This is a genomic window from Telluria beijingensis (assembly GCF_030770395.1).
Taxonomy (GTDB): Bacteria; Pseudomonadota; Gammaproteobacteria; order Burkholderiales; family Burkholderiaceae_D; genus Telluria; species Telluria beijingensis.
The window spans coordinates 3,038,081-3,057,980 of sequence record NZ_CP132480.1 but is presented as its reverse complement, the minus strand read 5'-3'; the positions used below and the strand labels follow the sequence as shown (position 1 = coordinate 3,057,980).

The following is a 19,900-nucleotide window of genomic DNA, read 5'->3' as shown; positions in this document are numbered from 1 at the left end:
GGAAGGCCATGCCTCGAATTGCCGACCGATGATCCAACTGTTTTCCCTGCTGCTGGCCGTGTGGGCTCCCACCGCCCTGGCGGCCGATCCGCCGCCGCGTCCACAGCCATCGCAACAGCTGCTGGACGATGCGGCGCTGCGCCTCGCGCCAGCCGACATGCCGCCCATCGCCGCCACCTGGCGCGCCGACGTGCAGGCGCGCCGGCATCCGATCCGTTCCCTGTTCAGCGACGACTTCAGCGACCTGCAATTCCTCAAGCCGCTATTGCAGGGCAAGCGCATCGTCCAGCTGGGCGAAGCCTCGCACGGCGTGGCCGAATCCAATTGGGCGAAGGTCAGGCTGATCAAGTTCCTGCACCAGCAGATGGGATTCGACGTGCTGGCGTTCGAGGGATCGCTCGACCAGTGCATCGACGCCGACCGGCAGATCGGCACGCTGGCAAGCCGCGAAGTGATGCGGCGCTGCCTGTTCCTGACCTGGAACACCACCGAAATCGAAGGCCTGTTCGACTACCTGAAAGCGCAGCGCGAGGGCAGCAAGCCGCTGACGCTGGCCGGTTTCGATGTCCAGTTCAGCGGCTGGCACCTCGACAAGGCGCGCTTGCGCGGCATGCTGGCGATCGCCGATGCAGGGCTTGCGCCACGCGTCGCGGAACATGACAAGGAACTGGGCGACAGCCGTCCGTTGACGGCAGAGCGGAGCAGGGAAATCCAGGCATTCTACGCGGACGTCGCCACGGCGCTCGCTGCGAGTCGCACCCAGCTGCGGGCGGCGGGATACGCGGACCACGAGGTCGACATCGAGATCCAGACCACGCAGGCACGCAAGTGGCTGGCGCGCCGCAACGAACACCTGGGCAGCGTCAACAGCATGGAGGGCAATACCGTGCGCGATGCGGGCATGGCCGAGCAGCTCGACGCCGTGCTCGATACCTTGTACCCTGGCCGCAAGGTGATCGTGTGGGCCCACAATATGCACGTCACCAACGCCGCGGCGCCAGGCGACTTCACCAGCATGGGCCAGTTGCTCGCCCAGCGGCGCCGGGCCGAGATGTACACGGTCGGCTTCTACATGGGCCGCGGCATGGTGGTCAACGGAGAGTATCCGCCGTCGCCGGTGCCGGCCCCGCCGCCTGGAACGCTCGAGGCGGTGCTCGCCAACGGCGGCCTGAAATACGCCTTCGTCGATTTTTCACAGGCGACCCCGGGGCCATCCACGGGCTGGTTCCACCAGAAGAACACGGTGCGCGAATTCGGGACGGTCTCCAAGGAGATCGTCCCGGCGCAGTCGTACGACGGCGTCTTCTACACCGACAGCGTGACGCCGGCCCGGAAGTTCTGATTCAGATTGCCGCCAGCGCGCGCCTTAGATCCTCGCGCTGGTCGTCGACATGCTCGATGCCGACCGACAGGCGGATGAGCCCATCGCCGATGCCCAGTTCGGCGCGCCGCTCGGGCGGAATGCTGGCGTGGGTCATCAGCGCCGGATGCTCGATCAGGCTCTCGACGCCACCCAGGCTCTCGGCCAGCGTGAACACCTCGCAGGCTTCCAGGAAGCGCCGCGCGCCGTCGATGTCGGTATCGAGGTCGAGCGAGACGATGCCGCCGTAGCCATGCATCTGGCGCCGCGCCAGCGCATGCTGGGGATGCGATTCCAGGCCGGGATAATAGACCTTGCGCACCTTGGGCTGCTGCTCGAGCCAGCTTGCCAGCAGCAGGGCGTTGGCGCTGCTGCGTTCCACGCGCAGGGCCAGGGTCTTGATCCCGCGCAGCACCAGGAAGCTGTCGAACGGCCCCTGGATCGCGCCGACCGAATTCTGGATGAAGCCGAGCTTCTCGGCCAGCCCGGTCTGGGCGTCGCCGGCGCCGACCACCGCCACGCCGCCGATCACGTCGGAGTGGCCGTTCATGTACTTGGTGGTGGAGTGCACCACGATGTCGAAGCCGTGCTCCAGCGGACGTTGCACGATCGGGCTGGCGAAGGTGTTGTCGCACACGCTGATGATGCCGCGCGCGTGGCAGAGCCCCGCGATGGCGGTCAGGTCGGCCAGCTTGAGCATCGGGTTGGTCGGGGTCTCGACCCATACCATGCGGGTCTCTGGCTTGATCGCGGCGGCCAGCGCCTCGGGGTCGGCCAGGTCGACGTAGCTGAAGGTATGGCCGGCGCTGTCGCGCCGCACGCGCTCGAACAGGCGGTAGGTGCCGCCATACATATCGTCGCCGGCCACGATGTGCGAGCCGGCCGGCAGCAGTTCGAGCACCGCCGCGATGGCGGCCAGGCCGGAGGCGAAGGCGAAGGCCGCGCGGCCGCCTTCGATATCGGCCACGCAGCGTTCGAGCGCCCAGCGCGTCGGGTTGTGCGAGCGGCCGTAGTCGAGGCCCTTGTGCACGCCGGGACTCTCCTGCTTGAAGGTCGAGGTGGCGAAGATGGGCGGCATCACGGCGCCGGTGGCCGGTTCGGGCGCCTGGCCGCCGTGGATGACGCGGGTGGCCAGGTGGCGCTTGAATTCGGTAGGATTGGTCAAGACAGGGTCCTTCGCAGATGGTTGAGCAGGTCGTAGCGCGTGATCAGGCCGTAGAAGCGCGGCCCGTCGGCGATGACGGCGGTCAGGCCGCGGTCGAGGACCTCGCGCAGCTGGGCCATGCCGGCCGTCGGGTGCAGGGTTTGCAGTTCGACTGTCATGGTGCCGGACACCGGCGCATTGAAGCGCGCGGTATCCTGCGTCACCTGGTGCAGCAGGTCGGATTCGTCGATCAGGCCCAGCAGCCGGCCTTCGGCATCGACCACCGGCAACTGCTGCAGGTCGCTCGCGCGCATGCGGTTGAAGGCGGTGAGCAGGGTGTCGTCGGGCGACAGGGTGATGACTTCGCCGGCGTCGTGGCGGCGCCCGATCAGGTCGCGCAAGTCGTTCGTCCTGGGACGCGTGATCAGGCCCTGGTCGACCATCCAGCCGTCGCTGTACACCTTGGACAAGTAGCGGGTGCCGGTATCGCACACGAACGTGACCACGCGCTTGGGCCGGGTCTGCGCGCGGCAGTAGCGCAGCGCCGCCGCCAGCAGCGTGCCGGTCGACGAGCCGGCCAGGATGCCTTCTTGCTGCAGCAGCAGGCGCGCGGTCGAGAAGCTTTCTTCGTCGCCGATGGTGTACGCCGTCTTGACCCGCGACAGGTCGGCGATGCCGGGAATGAAATCTTCGCCGATGCCCTCGACCGCCCACGAACCGGCATGCTGCGACACATGGCCGGTGTTGACGTATTCGGCCAGGATCGAGCCTTTCGGGTCGGCCAGGATGAATTCGAGCAGCGGCTGGGTCTTCTTGAAATAGCGCGACAGGCCGGTGAGGGTGCCGCTCGACCCGACGCCGACCACGATGGCGTCGAGCTTGTGGTTGGTCTGGTCCCACAGTTCGGGCCCGGTCGTGGTTTCGTGGGCGCGCGGGTTGGCCGGGTTGTTGAACTGGTCGGCAAACCAGGCGCCGGGGATTTCTTTCGCCAGGCGTGCGGCGTAATCCTGGTAATACTCGGGATGGCCCTTGCCGACGTCGGAGCGGGTCAGGTGGATCTCGGCGCCAAGCGCCTTGAGGTGCAGGACTTTCTCTGCCGCCATTTTGTCGGGCACCACCAGCACCACCCGGTAGCCCTTGATGCGCGCCACCAGCGCCAGGCCCAGGCCGGTATTGCCGGCGGTGGCCTCGACGACGGTGCCGCCCGGCTGCAGCAGGCCGTCGTGCTCGGCCTGCTCGATCATGGTCTTGCCGATGCGGTCCTTGATGGAGCCGCCCGGGTTCTGCGATTCGAGCTTGAGGAAGAGCTGGCAGGGGCCGGTATCGATGCGGGTGACTTCGACCAGCGGGGTATCGCCGATCAGCGAAAACAGTGCAGCTTGCGACGCATGTTGCATATTGCCTCCGACGTGCTAGGACGAGCTGGCGCGGATAGCGCCAGGCCATGGTCAAGCAAACATGATACGAGTTTTTGTCGAGCGCTGCTTTGGAGCAGCTTAAAGTTTTGCTAAGTTTCCGACTTCAGGCGCCGCCACAGGGTCGTGCGGCTGATACCGAGGTGTTCGGCAGCCAGGTCGCGCTGGCCGCCAAAGCGGGCCAGCACCGCGCTCGCCGATTCGCGCAGCATGGACGGGGAGGGCGGCGCATCGAACGCCGGCGCCGGCTGGCGACCCAGCTCCGGCGCCACCGACAGCAAAAAGCCGGGCGTGAGCGACTGCAAGGGTTCGGCCGCCAGGAATAGCGCGACTCTCTCCATCAGGTTGCGCAGTTCGCGCACATTGCCGGGCCAGGCGTAGGCGGCGAGCAGCGGCGTGCAGGCCGCGATCTCGGCCGCCAGGTTCGGATGCGGGCGCGCATCGAGCGCGGCCAGCGCCTGTTTCAGCGACCATTCGGCCAGCGGCGCGATGTCGGGCCCGCGCGCGCGCAGCGGCGGCAGCGCCAGCCGCAGCACGGCCAGGCGATAGAACAGGTCGGCCCGGAAGCGTCCTTCGCGCACCCGCGCCTCGAGGTCGCAATGGGTGGCGCTGATCACCCGCACGTCGATCGGCACCGGGCGAGTGCCGCCGACCCGCATCACCTCGCGTTCTTCGAGCACGCGCAGCAGGCGGGTCTGCAGGCCGAGCGGCATCTCGCCGATCTCGTCCAGGAACAGGGTGCCGCCGTTGGCGGCCTCGAACAGGCCGGCGTGGCCGCCGCGGCGGGCGCCGGTAAACGCGCCTTCTTCATGGCCGAACAGTTCCGATTCGAGCAGCGATTCGGCGATCGCGCCGCAGTTGACGGCCACGAAGGGACGCTGGGCGCCGCGGCGCGGGCTTTCGCGGTGGATCGCCTGCGCCACCAGTTCCTTGCCGCTGCCGGTCTCGCCTTCGATCAGCACGGTGCTGGGCGAGCGCGCATACAGCACCACGGTCTGGCGCAGGCGTTCCATCGCCGGCGACTCGCCGCGCAAGTCGTTCAGGCCGCGCCGCGTGCGTTGTTCTACCTGCTTGCGCCGCCCGCGGCCGGCCTCGAGCCGGGTCAGGCGCGCCAGTTCGAGCGCGTCGTCGAAGGCCTGGCGGATCGAGGCCGCCGAGTACAGGAACACGCCGGTCAGGCCGGCTTCCTCGGCCAGGTCGGTGATCAAGCCGGCGCCGACGATGACGGCGATGCCCGCGGACTTCAGTTCGTGCACGGCGGCGCGCGCATCCTCGCGCGTGACATAGGTGCGCTGGGCCAGGTCGAGGTCGAAGGTGGCGGCAAAATCCGCCAGTTCGGGCAGCGGCGCCTGGTAGCTGATCACGCCGATGCGGGGCGAGACGCGGCGCGCCCGCGCCAGCGCCTTCAGCACGTCGTAGCCGCTGGCCTTGGCCGCCACCACCGGCACCGCCACCCGGCCCTTGAGCCAGGCCGCGTTCGAGCCGGCCGCGATCACCACGTCACAGTGTTCGGTAGCCAGGCGTTCGCGGATGTGCCGGGCGGCTTCGTCGAAGCCCAGGTGCAGCGGTTCGATCGCGGCCAGGTGGTCGTATTCGACGGTGATGTCGCGGAACAGGTCGGACAGGCGCGAGACGGAGACGGTCCAGATGACGGGCTTGTCGCCGGCCTCCGCAGGAGAACGGGAAGAATTCATGTTTCAAGTCTAGTGCATTTTTCATCTATTCGTTTCATTTTGAAACGCTGGAGCGTAAGCGAACGGCCGGTCAATTAATTGCATGCCGTAAGAATCCGGTAAGGGCGCGCCCGTAGGATGGATTTCAGTTGCATAGGCAACACCAAGAAAATCAGGAGACAAAATTGGAACAAGACGTCGTACAAAGGGTCAAGAGCGACCCGAATTACCAAAAGCTCAAAACGACCCGCTCCAGGTTCGGCTGGACGCTGACCTGGGCCATGATGATCGTGTACTACGGCTTCACGCTGCTGGTCGCCTTCGACAAGGAATTCATGGGTTCGCGCATCGGCGACGGTGTCATGACCTGGGGCATTCCGCTGGGCCTGTTCGTGATCATCTTCACCGTCGTCATCACCGGCATCTACGTGCGCCGCGCCAACCGCGAATACGATGAGCTGAGCGATGCCATCAAGGCGAAAGTGGGTGCCGCATGATGCGCCGTCTCCACACCTCGGCCGCACTGGCCCTGCTGGCCATCGCTGGCATCGCCCACGCTGCCCCCGACCTGGGTCAGGGCGTCAAGCAGGCCACCAACTGGACCGCCATCATCATGTTCGGCGTGTTCGTGCTGGGCACCCTGTACATCACCAAGTGGGCCGCCGCCAAGACCCGCTCGGCGTCCGATTTCTATACCGCCGGCGGCGGCATCACCGGTTTCCAGAACGGCCTCGCCATTGCCGGCGACTTCATGTCGGCCGCCTCCTTCCTGGGTATTTCGGCCGCCGTGTTCCTCGATGGCTTCGATGGCCTGATCTATGCGATCGGCTTCCTGGTCGGCTGGCCCGTCATCACCTTCCTGATGGCCGAGCGCCTGCGCAACCTGGGCCGCTTCACCTTCGCCGACGTGGCCTCGTACCGCTTCGCCCAGAAGCCGATCCGCGTGTTCGCGGCGTCCGGCACCCTGGTCGTGGTGGCCTTCTACCTGATCGCGCAGATGGTCGGCGCCGGCCAGCTGATCAAGCTGCTGTTCGGCCTCGACTACTGGATCGCGGTGGTTCTGGTTGGCGCGCTGATGATGGTCTACGTGCTGTTCGGCGGCATGACCGCCACCACCTGGGTGCAGATCATCAAGGCCGTGCTGCTGCTGTCGGGCGCTTCGTTCATGGCGTTCTCGGTGCTGGCCCAGTACAACTTCAGCCCATCGCAACTGTTCCAGTCGGCCACCGAACTGCACGCCAAAGGCGAGGCCATCATGGGCCCGGGCAGCTTCATCAAGGATCCGATCTCGGCCATTTCGTTCGGCATGGCGCTGATGTTCGGCACCGCCGGCCTGCCGCACATCCTGATGCGCTTCTTCACCGTCCCGAGCGCCAAGGAAGCGCGTAAATCGGTGCTGTGGGCGACCACCTGGATCGGCTACTTCTATATCCTGACCTTCATCATCGGCTTCGGCGCGATCGTGCTGGTCGGCACCAACCCGGCCTTCAAGGATGCTGCCGGCGCGCTGCTGGGCGGTAACAACATGGCGGCGGTCCACCTGGCGCAGGCCGTGGGCGGCGACGTGTTCCTCGGCTTCATCTCGGCAGTCGCCTTCGCGACCATCCTGGCGGTGGTGGCCGGCCTGACCCTGTCGGGCGCCTCGGCCGTCTCGCACGACCTGTACGCCACCGTGTTCAAGAAGGGCCAGGCAACCAGCGCCAACGAGCTGAAAGTGTCGAAGATCACCACCATCTGCCTCGGCATCATCGCCGTGCTGCTGGGTATCGCGTTCGAGAAGCAGAACGTCGCCTTCATGGTGTCGCTGGCCTTCGCCATCGCGGCCTCGGCCAACTTCCCGGTGCTGTTCATGTCGGTGCTGTGGAAAGACTGCACCACCCGCGGCGCCACCGTGGGCGGCTTCCTGGGCCTGGCAACGGCCGTGATCCTGACCATGCTGTCGAAATCGGTCTGGGTCGACGTGCTGGGCAATAGCGCGGCGATCTTCCCGTACGCTTCGCCGGCGATCTTCTCGATGGCGATCGGCTTCTTCGGCATCTGGATCTTCTCGATCACCGACAAGGGTCCACGTGCCCGCATCGACCGCGCCGGCTTCGAGGCGCAGGAAGTGCGCGCCGAGACCGGCATCGGCGCGGCGGGAGCGACGGCGCACTGATCGTGTTTGACTGAATGAAAAAGGGCGGCCTGCGAAGGCCGCCCTTTTTTATTTACCCGACGCTCCATCCCAGGGGCCGATGGTGAACGCCGCACCTTCGATGTGCTGCACGGTGGGCTCGCTTGAAAAATAGTCCTGCAAACCCGCCATGAACGCCTGGTGGTCGTCGCTCGCCTCGAAGCGCGGGCTGTGATCCTCCAGCGTCTGCCAGCGGACGATCAGCGTGAATTGCGCGGGTTGCTCGATGCCCGGCGCGAGCATGTGTCCCCGATACCCCTTGGCGCGGCTGAGCAGGGGCGCGACTTCGGCAAAAGAACTCCTGAACGTGGCGACGTGTTCAGGCTTGACGGGGAGGGTGGCGATTTCGTAGACCATGATGTTCCTCTCTGAATGAATCGATGGCTCAGGACTGCGCGCCAGTGCCCGCGACATCGGCCAGCGGCCCGACGGCGATCGCGATCTTGCCCCTGAGGCCATTGTTCGGATTTTCCAGCCGCGCATGGGCCTGGGCGATGTCGGCCAGCGGATAGACGGCGCCGACATGCGGTTTCAGCTGGCCGCGCTCGACCAGGGTACGCAATTCGTCGAGCTTGCCGCGGTTCTGGCGGGTGAACACGAAGTGGTAGCTGGCATTCTTGCCCCAGGCCTGGATCAGGTTCTGCGGCTTGGCGATGTCGACGATCGAGACCACGCGGCCGAGCTGGGCCAGCGCATCCGGGCTGCGGGTCAGGGTGTCGCCGCCGATGGTGTCGAAGATCACGTCGACGCCGTGGCCACCGGTTTCGCGCAGCACGGCATCCACATAGTCTTCTTTCGTGTAGTCGATGACGACGTCGGCGCCCAGCGAACGGACGAATCCAAAATTCTCTTCGCGCACCGTGGTAAACACCTTCGCGCCCATGGCTTTGGCGACCTGGATCACGACGTGGCCGACACCGCCCGCGCCGCCGTGGATCAGGACGCTTTCGCCGGCTTTCAGCTGGGCGCGCACGGCGAGGGCTTCCCAGGCGGTGCCGCCGACCAGGGTCAGGCTGGCGGCCTCGAGGTGGGTCAGCGAAGCGGGTTTGCGGCCGACGATGCTTTCGTTGGCAACATGGTATTCGGCATAGCTGCCAGGGCCGTCGAAGATTTGCGGGGTGTACCAGACTTCATCGCCCGGTGCGAAGGCGGTCACGCCGGGGCCGACCGCCTCGACCACGCCCGACACGTCGTGCCCCGTGATGCCGGGCAGCGGCACCAGGTCGGCATAGTCGCCGCGGCGGACCTGGTAGTCCAGCGGATTGATGGAGGTGGCCTGCACCCGGACCAGGACCTGGCCAGCCTGCGGCACGGGCTTTGCCACGTCACGCAGTTCGAACGATTGTGGGCCGCCAAAAGAAGTGAGCACTTGAGCTTTCATGATTGTTTCCTCGTTTCGTTAAAAATAAATATCGAGAATTATCGATATATAGTGGCAAAAAAAATTACAGGTCTTTCCCGATGATCTCGGCAAGCGCGCGGATGGTTTCTTCATTGCGCTTGTAGTACGTCCACTGGCCAATGCGCCTGACTTCCACCAGGCCGGCCCGTTGCAGGGTCGCCAGGTAGTTGGACACGGTCGACTGGGACAAGCCGACACCTTCCTGGATACTGCTGACGCACACACCGACCGTGTGCACATCACCCTCGTCCTGCGGTGGGAAGCTGTTCGCAGGATCTTTCAGCCCTTTCAATATGTCGAGGCGGGTCTGGTTCGAGAGGGCTTTGAAGATGTCGAGAAGGTCCATGGCGTTCAGTATATCGAGATATCTCGATATGTCAAGCGGCTTTCAGCATGGATCGCGCTATCGACCCAACGCGGACCTTCGAGTTATCTCACCTGCCATTTTCTACAAATAGACGCGCGGTTGCCTGGGTTGGTTCATTGGGCAGTAAGCCCGGCGCACCGTCCACGAATCGGACAATGGCGTCGCGTGTGAGTTCCTGCCCCCGCGCGTTACCCCAGACAATATGTCCAACGCCCGGAATTAGATGAGCGCGTGCGGTTGTATAGACGCCGAAGTATTCCATCGCGCGCCCTCGAGGTATATAGCTGCATTCGCCGAGTAGCATCATTACCGGCGCCGCCATGTCGTGCAGGTCAGGCTTCGCTGCCGTGCCCGCATCGCGGCCGATACGGGCGTTCGCGAGCAGGTTGAAGCGGCCAGGATGGAAGGTGTCCAACAATGCGGTATCGCCTTTGCAGAACGCATTGGATACCAGTAAACGCTGCACGTCCGGGGTGTAATGGTTGATGAGCTCCTCCTGCGACGCCAGGCCGTTCCCTGCCGGCAGAAACGCTGCAAGCAATGCGCGCGGCGCAATCAGCTTGCCCATGACCGCTGCGCTCGGCGCAAGCGTCGCATCAGGCGCATGGGTCGTCTTTTTCGACATGGATTTATCCAACGAAAATGCTGCACCCGGGATGCGGCCGGGTTCGGTGAGGACCAGATGGGTCACCATATTGCGTACGTTTCGGTCGGCCAATGCCGACGTGACCAGGGTCGCGCCATACGATTGCGCTACCAGGACGGTAGGCGTGTTCACCCTCGCCAGCACGGCAGCCAGATCCCTGACGTTGTTGTCGTGCGTGTAGTGCTCGGGACTGACAAGCGAGGAACGGCCGGCGCCGACCTGGTCGTAGAGCACGACGTCGAATCCGGCACGCGCGAAACCGGCGAAGAAGTCGCGATCGATGTCCCTGACATAGGCGCCCGGACCTCCATGTACGAACACGAGCGCAGCATGCCTGGCGCGAGCTGCATCAGCCGGGTAGCGATACACAGCGACGGCACGGCCTGGCCCTGTCGACCACAACTCGGCTGATGGATCGGTGGCAAGCGGCGCCAGGGACGGCGGTGCGAGCGGCACAAGCACATACGCCACCGGAGCCAGGGTCAGTACCATGAGAATGCCACGCACAATGACGCGGCGGCGCGGTGCGCCGCGCGTGGATCGCCACCACAAGACACCGGCAACGGCGATGGCGATACACATCGCCGGAACGCCCGCTGCGCCTCCCCGGGTGACCCACAATACTGCCAAAAACGTCAGCCATACCGCCAGCATCTGGAATGGAATAGCAAGGAAGCGCATACTTTTCCCACTTGTTGTCACAATGAAATCATTGTAATGACGTTGAGTTGGTAGTGCGGCATTTTCCGACAGGCTGCCGTACAAGGGGTATGAAATGCCAGGTCTCGTTGTTCCAATGTTTCATTCCAATGTTTCAATGTGAAACGGAGGGCTGGCGTGGGCGCCGCTGGTGGCGGGCTTCAGCACATGCTAAGTGCTTGAAATTATGCGAAAAACGCGGGTGGGCAACATTTGCCGACATGCTGGCACGTTGCTTGCAACAGTAGCCACGACATCCACCGATCAGAAAGGACACCGCATGACCACGCTCTCCGCCGGCGCCGCATTCCGCAAGGCACTTCAGGAAGAATCCCCACTGCAAGTCGTCGGCGCGATCAACGCCAACCACGCCCTGCTGGCCAAGCGCGCCGGCTTCAAGGCGATCTACCTGTCCGGTGGCGGGGTGGCGGCCGGTTCGTTGGGCTTGCCTGACCTGGGCATCTCGAACCTCGACGACGTGCTGGTCGACGTGCGCCGCATCACCGACGTGTGCGACCTGCCGCTGCTGGTCGACGTCGACACCGGCTTCGGCGCCTCGGCCTTCAATGTCGCGCGCACCGTGCGCACCCTGGCCAAGGCCGGCGCCGCTGCCTGCCATATCGAAGACCAGGTGGGCGCCAAGCGCTGCGGCCACCGTCCGGGCAAGGAAATCGTCGGCAAGGACGAGATGGTCGACCGCATCAAGGCCGCCGCCGACGCCCGCCCGTATGACGACTTCGTGATCATGGCGCGCACCGACGCGCTGGCGGTGGAAGGGCTGGACGCCGCGATCGAACGCGCCGTGGCCTGCGTCGAAGCGGGCGCCGACATGATCTTCCCCGAAGCGATCACCGACCTGGCGATGTATGAACGATTCGCCGACGCGGTCAAGGTGCCGGTGCTGGCCAATATCACCGAATTCGGCGCGACCCCGCTGTTCACCGTCGACGAGCTGAAAGGCGCCGGCGTCGGCATGGTGCTGTATCCGCTGTCGGCCTTCCGCGCCATGAACAAGGCGGCCGAGAACGTGTACAACGCGATCCGCCGCGACGGCACCCAGCAGAACGTGGTCGACACCATGCAGACGCGCGCCGAACTGTACGACCGCATCGATTACCACAGCTACGAACAGAAACTCGACGCGCTGTTCGCCCAGAACAAAGCCAAGTAACAGGAGACCGGAACATGAGCAATCAACACAACGAGACCCCAACCTTCAAGCCGAAGAAATCGGTGGCCCTGTCCGGCGTCGCCGCCGGCAATACCGCGCTGTGCTCGGTGGGCAAATCGGGCAACGACCTGCACTACCGCGGCTACGACATCCTGGACGTGGCCGACGCCTGCGAGTTCGAGGAAATCGCCTACCTGCTGGTGCACGGCAAGCTGCCGAACGAGGCCGAGTTGCGCGGTTACAAAGCCAAGCTGCGTTCGCTGCGCGGCCTGCCGCAGGCGGTGAAGAGCGCGCTCGAGGCGCTGCCGGCCGGCGCCCATCCGATGGACGTGATGCGCACCGGCGTGTCGACCCTGGGCTGCGCGCTGCCCGAGAAGGACGACCACAATATCGCCGGCGCGCGCGACATCGCCGACCGCCTGATGGCGTCGTTCGGCTCGATGCTGCTGTACTGGTACCACTTCAGCCATAACGGCAAGCGCATCGAGGTCGAGACCGACGACGATTCGATCGGCGGCCACTTCCTGCACCTGCTGCACGGCGTCAAGCCATCGCAGAGCTGGGTGCAGGCGATGCACACCTCGCTGATCCTGTACGCCGAGCACGAGTTCAATGCCTCGACCTTCACCGCGCGCGTGATCGCCGGCACCGGTTCCGACATCCATTCGGCCATCACCGGCGCCATCGGCGCGCTACGCGGTCCGAAGCACGGCGGCGCCAACGAGGTGGCGCTGGACATTCAGAAGCGCTACGAAAACGCCGACGAAGCCGAAGCCGACATCCGCAACCGCGTGGCCAACAAGGAAGTCGTGATCGGCTTCGGCCATCCGGTGTACACGATCTCGGACCCGCGCAACAAGGTGATCAAGGAAGTGGCGCGCACCCTGTCGTCCGAAGCCGGTTCGATGAAGATGTTCGACATCGCCGAGCGCCTGGAGTCGGTGATGTGGGAAGTGAAAAAGATGTTCCCGAACCTGGACTGGTTCTCGGCCGTGTCGTACCACATGATGGGCGTGCCGACCGCCATGTTCACGCCGCTGTTCGTCATTTCGCGCACCTCGGGCTGGGCCGCCCACGTCATCGAGCAGCGCATCGACAACAAGATCATCCGCCCGAGCGCGAACTACGTGGGACCTGAAGACCTGCAATTCGTGCCGCTGGCCGAGCGCAAGTAATCCACGAAGCCATTTGCACCACGATCACTCGCACGTCGTTCCCGGCCTCGTCGGCCACCTTGGCGGGGACGACGGTTTTACGGCCAACTCATGAATCGAGCCGCATCATGAATACTAATCACCTGAAACCACTTCCCGGCACCGACCTGGACTACTTCGACACGCGCGCCGCCGTCGATGCCATCCAGCCCGGCGCCTACGACACCTTGCCCTACACCTCGCGCGTGCTGGCCGAAAACCTCGTGCGCCGCTGCGACCCGGCCTGCATGACGGACTCGCTCAGGCAGATCATCGAACGCAAGCGCGAGCTCGACTTCCCCTGGTTCCCGGCGCGCGTGGTGTGCCACGACATCCTGGGCCAGACCGCGCTGGTCGACCTGGCCGGCCTGCGCGACGCCATCGCGCTGCAGGGCGGCGACCCGGCCCTGGTCAATCCGGTGGTGCCGACCCAGCTGGTGGTGGACCACTCGCTGGCCGTCGAATGCGGCGGCTTCGACCCGGATGCGTTCACCAAGAACCGCGCGATCGAGGATCGCCGCAACGAAGACCGCTTCCACTTCATCGACTGGACCAAGAAGGCGTTCCAGAACGTCGACGTGATCCCGCCCGGCAACGGCATCCTGCACCAGATCAACCTGGAACGCATGTCGCCCGTGATCCAGGTGGAGCAGGGCGTGGCCTATCCCGACACCCTGGTCGGCACCGACTCGCACACCCCGATGGTCGACGCGCTGGGCGTGATCGCGATCGGCGTCGGCGGGCTGGAAGCCGAAAGCGTGATGCTGGGCCGCGCCTCGTACATGCGCCTGCCCGACATCGTCGGCGTCGAGCTGACGGGCAAGCCGCAAGCCGGCATCACCGCCACCGACATCGTGCTGGCGCTGACGGAATTCCTGCGCAAGTCGAAGGTCGTCTCTGCCTATCTCGAATTCTATGGCGAGGGCGCCAGCGCGCTGACGCTGGGCGACCGCGCCACGATCTCGAACATGGCGCCCGAGTTCGGCGCCACCGCCGCGATGTTCTACATCGACGAGCAGACCATCAAGTACCTGCGCCTGACCGGCCGCGAGGACGAGACCGTGCACCTGGTCGAGACCTATGCGAAACAGGCCGGCCTGTGGGCCGACAGCCTCGTCAACGCCCAGTACGAACGCACGCTGTCGTTCGACCTGTCCAGCGTGGTGCGCAATATCGCCGGCCCGTCGAACCCGCACAAGCGCGTGCCAACCTCCGAACTGGCGGCGCGAGGCATCGCCGGCAAGGTGGAAAACGAACCGGGCCTGATGCCGGACGGCGCGGTGATCATCGCCGCCATCACCAGCTGCACCAACACCAATAACCCGCGCAATATGGTCGCCGCCGGCCTGCTGGCGCGTAACGCCAACCGCGCCGGCCTGCTGCGCAAGCCGTGGGTGAAAAGCTCGCTGGCGCCGGGCTCGAAGGCCGTCGCACTCTACCTGGACGAAGCCGGCCTCACGCCCGAGCTGGACCAGTTGGGCTTCGGCGTGGTCGCGTTTGCCTGCACCACCTGCAACGGCATGAGCGGCGCGCTCGATCCGGTCATCCAGCAAGAGATCATCGAGCGCGACCTGTACGCGACCGCCGTCCTGTCGGGCAACCGCAACTTCGACGGCCGCATCCACCCGTATGCCAAGCAGGCCTTCCTGGCTTCGCCGGCGCTGGTGGTGGCCTACGCGATCGCCGGCACCATCCGCTTCGACATCGAGAAGGACGTGCTGGGCGTCGACGATGCGGGCAAGGAGATCCGCCTGGCCGACCTGTGGCCGTCGGACAAAGAGATCGACGCCGTGGTGGCAAGCAGCGTGAAGCCCGAGCAGTTCCGCAAGGTCTATACGCCGATGTTCGCGCGCGTGGTGGACGATGGCAGCAAAGTCAGCCCGCTGTACGACTGGCGTCCGCAGAGCACCTATATCCGCCGTCCGCCGTACTGGGAAGGCGCTCTGGCCGGCGAACGCCTACTTTCTGGCATGCGTCCGCTGGCGGTCCTGGGCGACAACATCACCACCGACCACCTGTCGCCGTCGAACGCCATCCTGCTCGATTCGGCAGCCGGCGAATACCTGGCGAAGATGGGCCTGCCCGAGGAAGACTTCAATTCCTACGCCACCCACCGCGGCGACCACCTGACGGCGCAGCGCGCGACCTTCGCCAATCCCACCCTCAAGAACGAGATGGTGAAGGACGGGCAGGGCAATGTGGTTGCCGGTTCGCTGGCGCGCATCGAGCCGTCGGGCGAGGTAACCCGCATGTGGGAAGCGATCGAGCACTATATGGAGCGCAAACAGCCGCTGATCGTGGTGGCCGGCGCCGACTATGGACAGGGCTCGTCGCGCGACTGGGCGGCCAAGGGCGTGCGCCTGGCGGGCGTGGAAGCGATCGTGGCCGAAGGCTTCGAGCGCATCCACCGCACGAACCTGGTGGGCATGGGCGTGCTGCCGCTGGAATTCAAGCCGGGCGTCAACCGCCTCACGCTCGGGATCGACGGCAGCGAGACCTTCGACGTGGTGGGCGAACGTACCCCGCGCGCCGACCTGACGCTGGTGATTCATCGCCGTAACGGCGAGAAGCTCGACGTCGTCGTTACCTGCCGCCTCGACACGGCCGAGGAAGTTTCGATCTACGAGGCCGGCGGGGTGCTGCAGCGCTTTGCCCAGGATTTCCTCGAGTCGTCGGCGCCGAAAGCGGCGGCGTAAGGAAGACAACCATGACACATACCCCCCAAATCAGGATCCCCGCCACCTATATGCGCGGCGGCACCAGCAAAGGCGTGTTTTTCAAGCTGGAAGACCTGCCCGAAGCCGCCCGCGTGCCGGGCGCCGCGCGCGACGCGCTGCTGCTGCGCGTGATCGGCAGCCCCGACCCCTACGGCAAGCAGATTGACGGCATGGGCTGCGCCACCTCCAGCACCAGCAAGGCCGTGATCGCCGACCGCAGCACGCGGCCCGATCACGACGTCGACTACCTGTTCGGCCAGGTGGCGATCGACAAGCCCTTCGTCGACTGGAGCGGCAACTGCGGCAACCTGTCGGCCGCGATCGGACCGTTCGCCATCGCCAACGGCCTGGTCGATCCGGCGCGCATCCCGCATGACGGCATCGCGATCGTGCGCATCTGGCAGGCCAATATCGGCAAGACCATCGTCGCCCACGTCCCGATGACCGCTGGTCAGGTGCAGGAGACCGGCGACTTCGAGCTCGACGGCGTCACCTTCCCGGCGGCCGAGGTGCAGCTGGAGTTCATCGACCCGGCGGCCGAGGAAGAGGGCAGCGCCGGCGCCATGTTCCCGACCGGGAACGTGGTCGACGAGCTGGACGTTCCCGGCGTCGGCGTCCTGCGCGCCACGATGATCAATGCCGGCATCCCGACCATCTTCGTCGAGGCGGGCGCGGTCGGCTACGACGGCACCGAGCTGCAGGATGCGATCAACGGCGATGCGCGCGCGCTATCCATGTTCGAGACCATCCGCGCCCACGGGGCGCTGCGCATGGGCCTGATCGCCAGCATCGAGGATGCCGGCAAGCGCCAGCACACGCCCAAGGTCGCCTTCGTGGCCAGGCCGGCCGGCTATGTCTCGTCCAGCGGCAAGCCGGTGGCGCAGGGGGACATCGACCTGGTGGTGCGCGCGTTATCGATGGGCAAGCTGCACCACGCGATGATGGGCACGGCGGCGGTGGCGATCGGCACCGCCGCCGCCATTCCCGGCACCCTGGTCAACCTCGCGGCCGGCGGCGGCGAACGCACTGCGGTGCGCTTCGGCCATCCTTCCGGTACCTTGCGGGTGGGCGCCGAGGCGGTCTGCACCGATGGCGCCTGGAGCGTCGCCAAGGCCATCATGAGCCGCAGCGCGCGGGTCCTGATGGAGGGGAAGATATGCGTGCCGGGTGACATTTTCTGAACCATCGCCGCGGCAGTGGCGCCGATGTCGCTTTCTCGTCGCAAGCAGTTCTGTTACTGCCGGTTCCGGGTTATGATGGGCGCCCGAGTTGCAAGTGGGCAACTCGTGGCAACCATGAGCCCTTAGCCGCGACAGCAACGACCGATGGATGGATTTCCGAACCTGCACCTGCCTGACGTTGCGGACATCGATGCGCACAAGACCGACCTGGCCCTGCTGCGGCGCATGGTGCGCGAGCAGCGCGCCGTGTTCGAGAACGCGCCGGTCGGCATTGCCGTCACCCAGCCCGACCAGGTCCGTTCCTTCAACCCGCGCGCCGGCGAGATGTTCGGCTTCGCACCGCACGAAGTGGGCAGCATCGCGCCCGAAGACGTGTGCGTGTCGATCGAGGACTACCAGAACCTGATCGGCGAAGCGTTCGCAGTGTTGTCCAGGGGCGGGCTGTTCGAGAAGACCGAGCAGCAGTTCCGGCGCCGCAACGGCAGCACTTTCTGGGCGCGCCTGCGCGGTTGCGCGGTCGAACCGGGCAACCGCGCGGCCGGCACGATCTGGATCGTCGAGGACGTGACCGAGGCGCGCCAGGCCATGAGCGAGGTGCAGGCGATCATGACCAATTCCTCGATCGGCATCATGTTCACCCGCAACCGCGTGATCCGGCGCGCCAACCCCGCCTTTTGCCAGATGTTCGGCTATGGCGAGGACGAGCCGATCGGCATCTCGACGCGCTCCCTGTACCCGGACGAAACCGCCTATCGCCAGCTCGGCGCCGACGCCTATCCGCAACTGGCGCGCGGCCTGCCGTTCCGTACCGAGCGCACCCTGGTGCGCCGGGACGGCACGCCGGCCTGGGTCCAGATGATCGGCTACCAAGTCAATGCGCACGACCCCGACAAGGGCACGATCTGGATGCTGGAAGACCGTACCCGCGAGCGCAGCGACGAGCAGTCGCTGCGCGAGGCGCTGATGGAGAACCGCGCCATCCTCGACAACGCGGTGCTGGGCATCGCCGTGGTCGAGGGCGGCCGCACCCTGCACTGCAACCGCAAGATGGAAGAGCTGTTCGGCATGCCGCCGGGCGGCATGGACGGCATCGCGGTGCGCTCGCTGTATCCCGATCCCGCCAGCTGGAAGGAGGCGCGCGAGCTGTCCGGCCGCCAGTTCGCCCTGGGCCAGGCCCACATGGCCGAGCACGAGATGGTGCGCCGCGACGGCAGCCGCTTCTGGGCGCGGCTGTCGGGCCGCCTGTTCGACCTGGCGCAGGCGGGCGGCCGCAGCGTGTGGCTGGTGGACGATGTTACCGCCCAGCGCGAGGCGGCCGATACCGTCCTGCGCGCGCGCGACGAACTCGAACTGCGGGTGGCCGCGCGCACCGCCGAACTGGCCGGCGCCAACGCGCTGCTGCAGGAGGAGATCAACGAGCGGCGCCAGGCCGAGGCGCGGGTCCACCACATGGCCTACCACGACAGCCTGACGGGCCTGCCCAACCGCGCCATGCTGTCCGAGCGGCTCGACGCCGCGATGCGGGTCGTGTCGTCGGGCGACGAGCCCCACCAGGGACAGCAGCTGGCGCTGATGTTCATCGACCTCGACCGCTTCAAGAACATCAACGACACGCTCGGCCACCTGGTCGGCGATGGCCTGCTGCGCAACGTCGCCCTGCGCCTGGTGACGGCGGTGCGCCCCGGCGACCTGGTGGCGCGCCTGGGCGGCGACGAATTCGTGGTGCTGATGCCGGCGATCGCCGATGGCGCCGAGGCCGCCGCTGTCGCCGGGAACATCATCTCCGCGCTGTCCATGGCTTGCCAGATCGACGGCCACAGCCTGCACATCTCGCCCTCGATCGGCATCTGCCTGTACCCGGACGACGGGGTCGACGTCGAGACCCTGATGCGCCACGCCGACGCCGCGATGTACCAGGCCAAGGCGGCCGGCCGCAACAATTACCAGTTCTTCACCGCGCGCATGAACCAGGCGGCGGCGCGCCATTTCGAGCTCGAATCGAACCTGCGCGGCGCGCTCGCGCGCGACGAGTTCGCGCTGCATTTTCAGCCGATCATGTGCACCGAATCGCGCCGCCCGCGCGCACTCGAGGTGCTGCTGCGCTGGCGCCGCGGCGCGACCCTGGTGGGGCCGGACGAATTCATCCCGATCCTGGAAGAGAGCGGCATGATCGTGGAGGTCGGGGAGTGGGTGATCCGCAGCGCCTGCGCCCAGGTCATGGAGTGGCAGCGCGAAGGGCTGGACGTGGTGCCACTGGCGATCAACCTGTCGGCGCGCCAGTTCATGCACCAGGGCCTGGTCGAGTCGATCCGGGCCATCGTCGACGACACCGGGATCGACCCGCGGCTGGTGGAGTTCGAGATCACCGAGACCGCGCTGATGCAGCACGGCGGCCAGACGCTCGAGACCCTGCGCCAGATGAATGCGATGGGGATGTGCCTGTCGATCGACGATTTCGGCACCGGTTACTCGAGCCTGGCCTACCTCAAGCGCTTCCCGGTACGCAAGATCAAGATCGACCGCGCCTTCGTGCGCGAACTCGAAGCCAGCGCCGAGGACCGCGCCATCGTGGCGGCGGTGATGGCGCTGGCCAACAGCCTGCAGCTGTCGGTGGTGGCCGAAGGTGTGGAGACCGAGGGGCAGTATGCCTTGCTGCGCTCTTTCGGCTGCCAGTATGCGCAGGGTTATCTGTTCGCGCGGCCGTTGCCGGCGGAGCAGGTGGCGAAGCTGCTGGCGGGGTGATGCCCCGCATCGAAACC

The 19,900-nt window shown here is 65.9% G+C and carries 15 protein-coding genes; 8 read left to right on the top strand and 7 right to left on the bottom strand.

The window, feature by feature from the left end:
- The first annotated feature begins 28 nt into the window (after positions 1-28).
- Positions 29-1,342: an erythromycin esterase family protein gene (locus Q9246_RS13550; RefSeq protein ID WP_306391091.1), complete on the top strand. Its 1,314-nt coding sequence runs from the start codon at positions 29-31 to the stop codon at positions 1,340-1,342.
- 1 nt (position 1,343) lies between these two features.
- Here the strand turns inward: Q9246_RS13550 and Q9246_RS13545 are convergent, their stop codons facing one another.
- The 3 genes from Q9246_RS13545 to prpR form a co-directional block, all read right to left on the bottom strand.
- Entirely contained in the window at positions 1,344-2,525 is a 1,182-nt protein-coding gene (locus Q9246_RS13545; RefSeq protein ID WP_306391090.1) for a trans-sulfuration enzyme family protein, read from the bottom strand.
- The gene (locus Q9246_RS13540; RefSeq protein ID WP_306391089.1) at positions 2,522-3,901 is read right to left on the bottom strand and encodes a pyridoxal-phosphate dependent enzyme; all 1,380 of its coding nucleotides are present in this window, start codon (positions 3,899-3,901) and stop codon (positions 2,522-2,524) included. The genes Q9246_RS13545 and Q9246_RS13540 overlap by 4 nt, the downstream gene beginning before the upstream one ends.
- Before the next feature lie 110 nt (positions 3,902-4,011).
- On the bottom strand, positions 4,012-5,613 hold the full coding sequence (gene prpR, locus Q9246_RS13535; protein WP_306391088.1) for a propionate catabolism operon regulatory protein PrpR: 1,602 nt from the start codon (positions 5,611-5,613) through the stop codon (positions 4,012-4,014).
- Positions 5,614-5,777: 164 nt separating this feature from the next.
- Here prpR and Q9246_RS13530 point away from each other — a divergent pair, with 164 nt between their 5' ends.
- Positions 5,778-6,089, top strand: a complete 312-nt coding sequence (locus Q9246_RS13530) for a DUF485 domain-containing protein (RefSeq protein WP_306391087.1) — start codon at positions 5,778-5,780, stop codon at positions 6,087-6,089.
- A complete protein-coding gene (locus tag Q9246_RS13525; RefSeq protein ID WP_306398168.1) occupies positions 6,089-7,747 on the top strand; it encodes a cation acetate symporter in 1,659 nt (552 codons plus the stop codon). Before Q9246_RS13530 ends, Q9246_RS13525 begins: the two co-directional genes overlap by 1 nt.
- 48 nt (positions 7,748-7,795) lie before the next feature.
- Here the strand turns inward: Q9246_RS13525 and Q9246_RS13520 are convergent, their stop codons facing one another.
- From Q9246_RS13520 to Q9246_RS13505, 4 genes are all read right to left on the bottom strand, one after another.
- Positions 7,796-8,122, bottom strand: coding sequence for an antibiotic biosynthesis monooxygenase family protein (locus Q9246_RS13520; protein ID WP_306391086.1), 327 nt, complete (start codon positions 8,120-8,122; stop codon positions 7,796-7,798).
- 28 nt (positions 8,123-8,150) lie between these two features.
- On the bottom strand, positions 8,151-9,146 hold the full coding sequence (locus Q9246_RS13515) for a zinc-dependent alcohol dehydrogenase family protein (RefSeq protein WP_306391085.1): 996 nt from the start codon (positions 9,144-9,146) through the stop codon (positions 8,151-8,153).
- A gap of 64 nt (positions 9,147-9,210) precedes the next feature.
- Positions 9,211-9,513 carry an ArsR/SmtB family transcription factor gene (locus Q9246_RS13510; protein ID WP_306391084.1) on the bottom strand — a complete coding sequence of 101 codons (303 nt, stop codon included), beginning with the start codon at positions 9,511-9,513 and terminating at the stop codon, positions 9,211-9,213.
- Positions 9,514-9,601: 88 nt separating this feature from the next.
- Positions 9,602-10,861 (bottom strand): alpha/beta fold hydrolase, encoded by a 1,260-nt coding sequence (locus Q9246_RS13505; protein WP_306391083.1) that lies wholly within the window; start codon positions 10,859-10,861, stop codon positions 9,602-9,604.
- A 298-nt stretch (positions 10,862-11,159) separates the two neighbouring features.
- Here Q9246_RS13505 and prpB point away from each other — a divergent pair, with 298 nt between their 5' ends.
- The 5 genes from prpB to Q9246_RS13480 all read left to right on the top strand — a co-directional run bounded on the left by prpB (position 11,160) and on the right by Q9246_RS13480 (position 19,883).
- A complete protein-coding gene (gene prpB / locus Q9246_RS13500; RefSeq protein WP_306391081.1) occupies positions 11,160-12,050 on the top strand; it encodes a methylisocitrate lyase in 891 nt (296 codons plus the stop codon).
- Between the two features lie 14 nt (positions 12,051-12,064).
- Positions 12,065-13,225 carry a bifunctional 2-methylcitrate synthase/citrate synthase gene (gene prpC / locus Q9246_RS13495; protein WP_306391080.1) on the top strand — a complete coding sequence of 387 codons (1,161 nt, stop codon included), beginning with the start codon at positions 12,065-12,067 and terminating at the stop codon, positions 13,223-13,225.
- A 107-nt stretch (positions 13,226-13,332) separates the two neighbouring features.
- Positions 13,333-15,939 (top strand): Fe/S-dependent 2-methylisocitrate dehydratase AcnD, encoded by a 2,607-nt coding sequence (gene acnD / locus Q9246_RS13490; protein ID WP_306391079.1) that lies wholly within the window; start codon positions 13,333-13,335, stop codon positions 15,937-15,939.
- A gap of 11 nt (positions 15,940-15,950) precedes the next feature.
- A complete protein-coding gene (gene prpF, locus Q9246_RS13485; RefSeq protein WP_306391077.1) occupies positions 15,951-17,141 on the top strand; it encodes a 2-methylaconitate cis-trans isomerase PrpF in 1,191 nt (396 codons plus the stop codon).
- A gap of 144 nt (positions 17,142-17,285) precedes the next feature.
- On the top strand, positions 17,286-19,883 hold the full coding sequence (locus Q9246_RS13480; RefSeq protein WP_306391076.1) for a sensor domain-containing protein: 2,598 nt from the start codon (positions 17,286-17,288) through the stop codon (positions 19,881-19,883).
- Positions 19,884-19,900: the final 17 nt, after the last annotated feature.